Source organism: Geobacillus sp. B4113_201601 (assembly GCF_001587475.1).
GTDB lineage: Bacteria > Bacillota > Bacilli > Bacillales > Anoxybacillaceae > Geobacillus > Geobacillus icigianus.
Genome location: NZ_LQYX01000121.1, coordinates 347,888 through 350,888, shown reverse-complemented (window position 1 = coordinate 350,888; position 3,001 = coordinate 347,888). Strand labels below are relative to the sequence as shown.

Here is a 3,001-nt window from a genome sequence, read left to right as displayed (position 1 = left end):
AAACGGCGCTTTGACGACTTGCTGATAAGTCGTTTCGAAGATCGCCTTTATTTTATCATAGCGCACGACATGTTTCGTTTTCGATAGGACAGATGCCGCCTCCATCGCCTTGGCGCCCTTGATTGCCGCTTTTCCCGCCATGCCGGCCCCTTTAGCAGGAGGAGCAATCGACGCAAGCAACATTCCTCCTGCCAGCAGCCGATCCCCGATCGAAAGGCGCTCGCCGGTAATCGGATCGTACTCGCCAAACACGCGCTGTACATCATACCAACCAAGAAGCTCCAAGCCGAATTCTTTCATGTTGTCGGCAATCGTCTGGTCCGCTTGGCGCATCGCTGCGGCGGTGGAATACAAACAGCTTCTTCAAATTCGAAAATGTGTTTAACAACCGATTTCAACTCATTCTCCCCTATAAAAAATGCCTCAAGAAATTCTTGAGGCTAAGCATCTAATACAGCATCTAGCACCTTTTCTACATTAAGGGGATTATCGTCAAATTCGATTAACATTGTATCTTCATCATAAGCAGGTTCATAACCTATTATTACTTTAGAAATAGCGTATTTAATCTTCAAATTCATTAAATAATCAACTAACTTTGCGAATTTCAATTTAACCTCATTTTTGTCATCGACGAATATTTCACTTTCAGGGAAATTAAAGACAATATCCCCGTATTCCTCGTCAAAAGAAAAAACGATGACTACATTTTTCAGGGAAATTCCTAATTGCAATTGTTCCAGAACAACATTACCTGTTCCTTGCGGTGATAGTAACTCTTTTATGTTTTTTACTTCAGAAAATTGTATATCTCGTTGTAAGTTTGAATCATAAAAATGCGATGATTGAATGTTTAGTTTTGTCAACTTAAGTTCGTCATAGATGAGGGTTTCAAGTTTTTCCTTCTTAAAATCTGATAATATAATTTCTAGGTTCTCCATTACAACTTCCCCCCTTTATTGGTCAATAAAACCTTTAAATGTTCCATCAAGATTTAAACGCACTCCCCGTCCATCAGAAAGCTTTTTCTCTAGGAACTCTATCCCTCTTGGGTTTTTTACCCTGTGAAATTCTCCTGGGGCATCTAGTATTTCTTGGAGATGTTTGAGTGCCATTTGATTAATCTGGTCAGGTCCTCCTTTTACTTTCCCCCAAATATCAGGATTTCTGCCTGCATGTTTCTGCAAGGCATGACCTACTACCGTTTCTCCACCTTTTCTATCCACAGTAGCTGTCTCTATTATTTTTTTCCTATCATCTCCCCCTCGACCTTCTCAATCATACGGAGAGATGCATCTTTAAATTCATTCATCCACACCTTGGATACCGGTCCAACTCCCGCATACGCTGGCTTCCATCCAACGACAGAGACGCTTTCCACGAAATCATCCCATTGCTTCTTGAACAAACGGGCCGTTTCCGCAAACGGCGCTTTGACGACTTGCTGATAAGTCGTTTCGAAGATCGCCTTTATTTTATCATAGCGCACGACATGTTTCATTTTAGCTAGGACAGATGCCGCCTCTATCGTCTTGGCGCCCTTGATTGCCGCTTTTCCCGCCATGCCGACCCCTTTAGCAGGAGGAGCAATCGACGCAAGCAGCATTCCTCCTGCCAGCAAACGGTCCCCTAAAGAAAGGCGCTCGCCGGTAATCGGATCGTACTCGCCAAACACGCGCTGCACATCGTACCAGCCGAGGAGCTCTAAGCCGAATTCTTTCATGTTGTCGGCAAGCGTTTGGTCCGCTTGGCGCATCGCCGCGACGGTGCGGTAAATAATACTCGACTTCATTGTTTTTTCTTGGCATGTATCGTTTACTTCTGCCTTACCCCCTCCCTAAGTTTGAGCAACTAATCATATCTACCCCAATACATGCTTGCAATTTTCCTACTTAATTTTGAGCATGTAAAAAGGCTCATTCCTCCTTACCAGTCAAGTTGGAATAAGCCTTTGAAAGCTTGTCTAAGCGTGTTTGTCAAGTTTTTAATTGTTTGGTTTGTTGTTTTTGCTTTCCGATCTTGTTTTAGGAACTGTAAATTCCTAACTACTATTCATCCCCTTCCTCTATTTCTTTCCATTCTACTTTATTAGATTGAAAGTTTAGTATTATTACATCGTCTCCCCCATGAAGAACTATCTTAATACGCTCACCACATCCATCAAATGGAAGTAAATCGACCTTTAGTATTTCACTACTATCAAGATTGAATAATTCAGGTTCAGTTTTGTAGAATGTTACATCAGAGAATATTAATATGCCAAGTTGCATTTCCGGGTCAGTTTCAACATAGTAAGATTGCTTCCACTGACACAATTCTAAAGTTATCTTTAATTGCTTATTGACTTCATCATATTCTAATTCCTCTACAAGACTATCAAGAAGGTTGTAAGCTTTAATAAATTCTGATGGTTTCATGTTTCTCCTCCCAAGCTATGGTTCTATGTGAGATGCTTTCGAGCCTTTTGGCACGGGATTGCCGTTAACATCAAGATAATAATCCCTTTTACCTGTACTATTTGGATTATATACATGATAATGATCTTTGCCTTCAAAACCATTTGCTCCTGGTTTTCCGGGATCAAATCTAACCTTCATTCCAGTTTCAGGATCGATAAACTCTCGTGAGTTAGTATTTTTCGCCATTCCTTCTGGTGTAACATCTTTCCATCCATTGTTGATTAATTCCTTAGGATCCTTTGGCAAGTTATTTGTAGAGAATTTAGCTTTACCTGTACCCTTAATGGAAGAATTACTTGACTTGGGTATACGATCAATGGCCTCTCCTTCGATTTTCTTCGTCATATGGAGAGTGGCATCTTTCACTTCATTCCTCGTTTCATTCATCCACACTCTAGACGCTGGACCAACTCCCGCATACACTGGCTGCCATGCAGTGGATGCGACGCTCTCCACTAAATCATCCCATTGCTTCTTGAATAGGCGGACCGTTCCCGCAAATGGCGCTTTGACGACTTGCTGATAAGTCGTTTCGAAGATCA

Annotated in this window: 4 protein-coding genes and 2 pseudogenes; all 6 read right to left on the bottom strand. The window is 41.7% G+C overall.

The genetic code is table 11. The features are described 5' to 3' along the window. A partial coding sequence (locus tag B4113_RS20885) for a pre-toxin TG domain-containing protein (RefSeq protein WP_369802303.1) occupies positions 1-300 on the bottom strand: 300 nt, incomplete at its 3' end. A 140-nt stretch (positions 301-440) separates the two neighbouring features. Beyond that, positions 441-941, bottom strand: a complete 501-nt coding sequence (locus tag B4113_RS18220) for a hypothetical protein (protein ID WP_061912736.1) — start codon at positions 939-941, stop codon at positions 441-443. Between the two features lie 15 nt (positions 942-956). Beyond that, the gene (locus B4113_RS18215) at positions 957-1,226 is read right to left on the bottom strand and encodes a hypothetical protein (protein WP_061912735.1); all 270 of its coding nucleotides are present in this window, start codon (positions 1,224-1,226) and stop codon (positions 957-959) included. A gap of 38 nt (positions 1,227-1,264) precedes the next feature. Continuing rightward, positions 1,265-1,780, bottom strand: a pseudogene (locus B4113_RS18210) (pre-toxin TG domain-containing protein); the annotation flags it as partial. Between the two features lie 268 nt (positions 1,781-2,048). Beyond that, positions 2,049-2,417: a hypothetical protein gene (locus B4113_RS18205; protein ID WP_061912734.1), complete on the bottom strand. Its 369-nt coding sequence runs from the start codon at positions 2,415-2,417 to the stop codon at positions 2,049-2,051. A 15-nt stretch (positions 2,418-2,432) separates the two neighbouring features. After that, positions 2,433-3,001: pseudogene (locus tag B4113_RS19280) on the bottom strand (hypothetical protein); the annotation flags it as partial.

Excerpts from the sequence above, each read along its gene's own strand:
- B4113_RS18220 (WP_061912736.1), bottom strand. The coding sequence starts at position 941 with ATGGAGAACCTAGAAATTATATTATCAGATTTTAAGAAGGAAAAACTT.
- B4113_RS18205 (WP_061912734.1), bottom strand. The coding sequence starts at position 2,417 with ATGAAACCATCAGAATTTATTAAAGCTTACAACCTTCTTGATAGTCTT.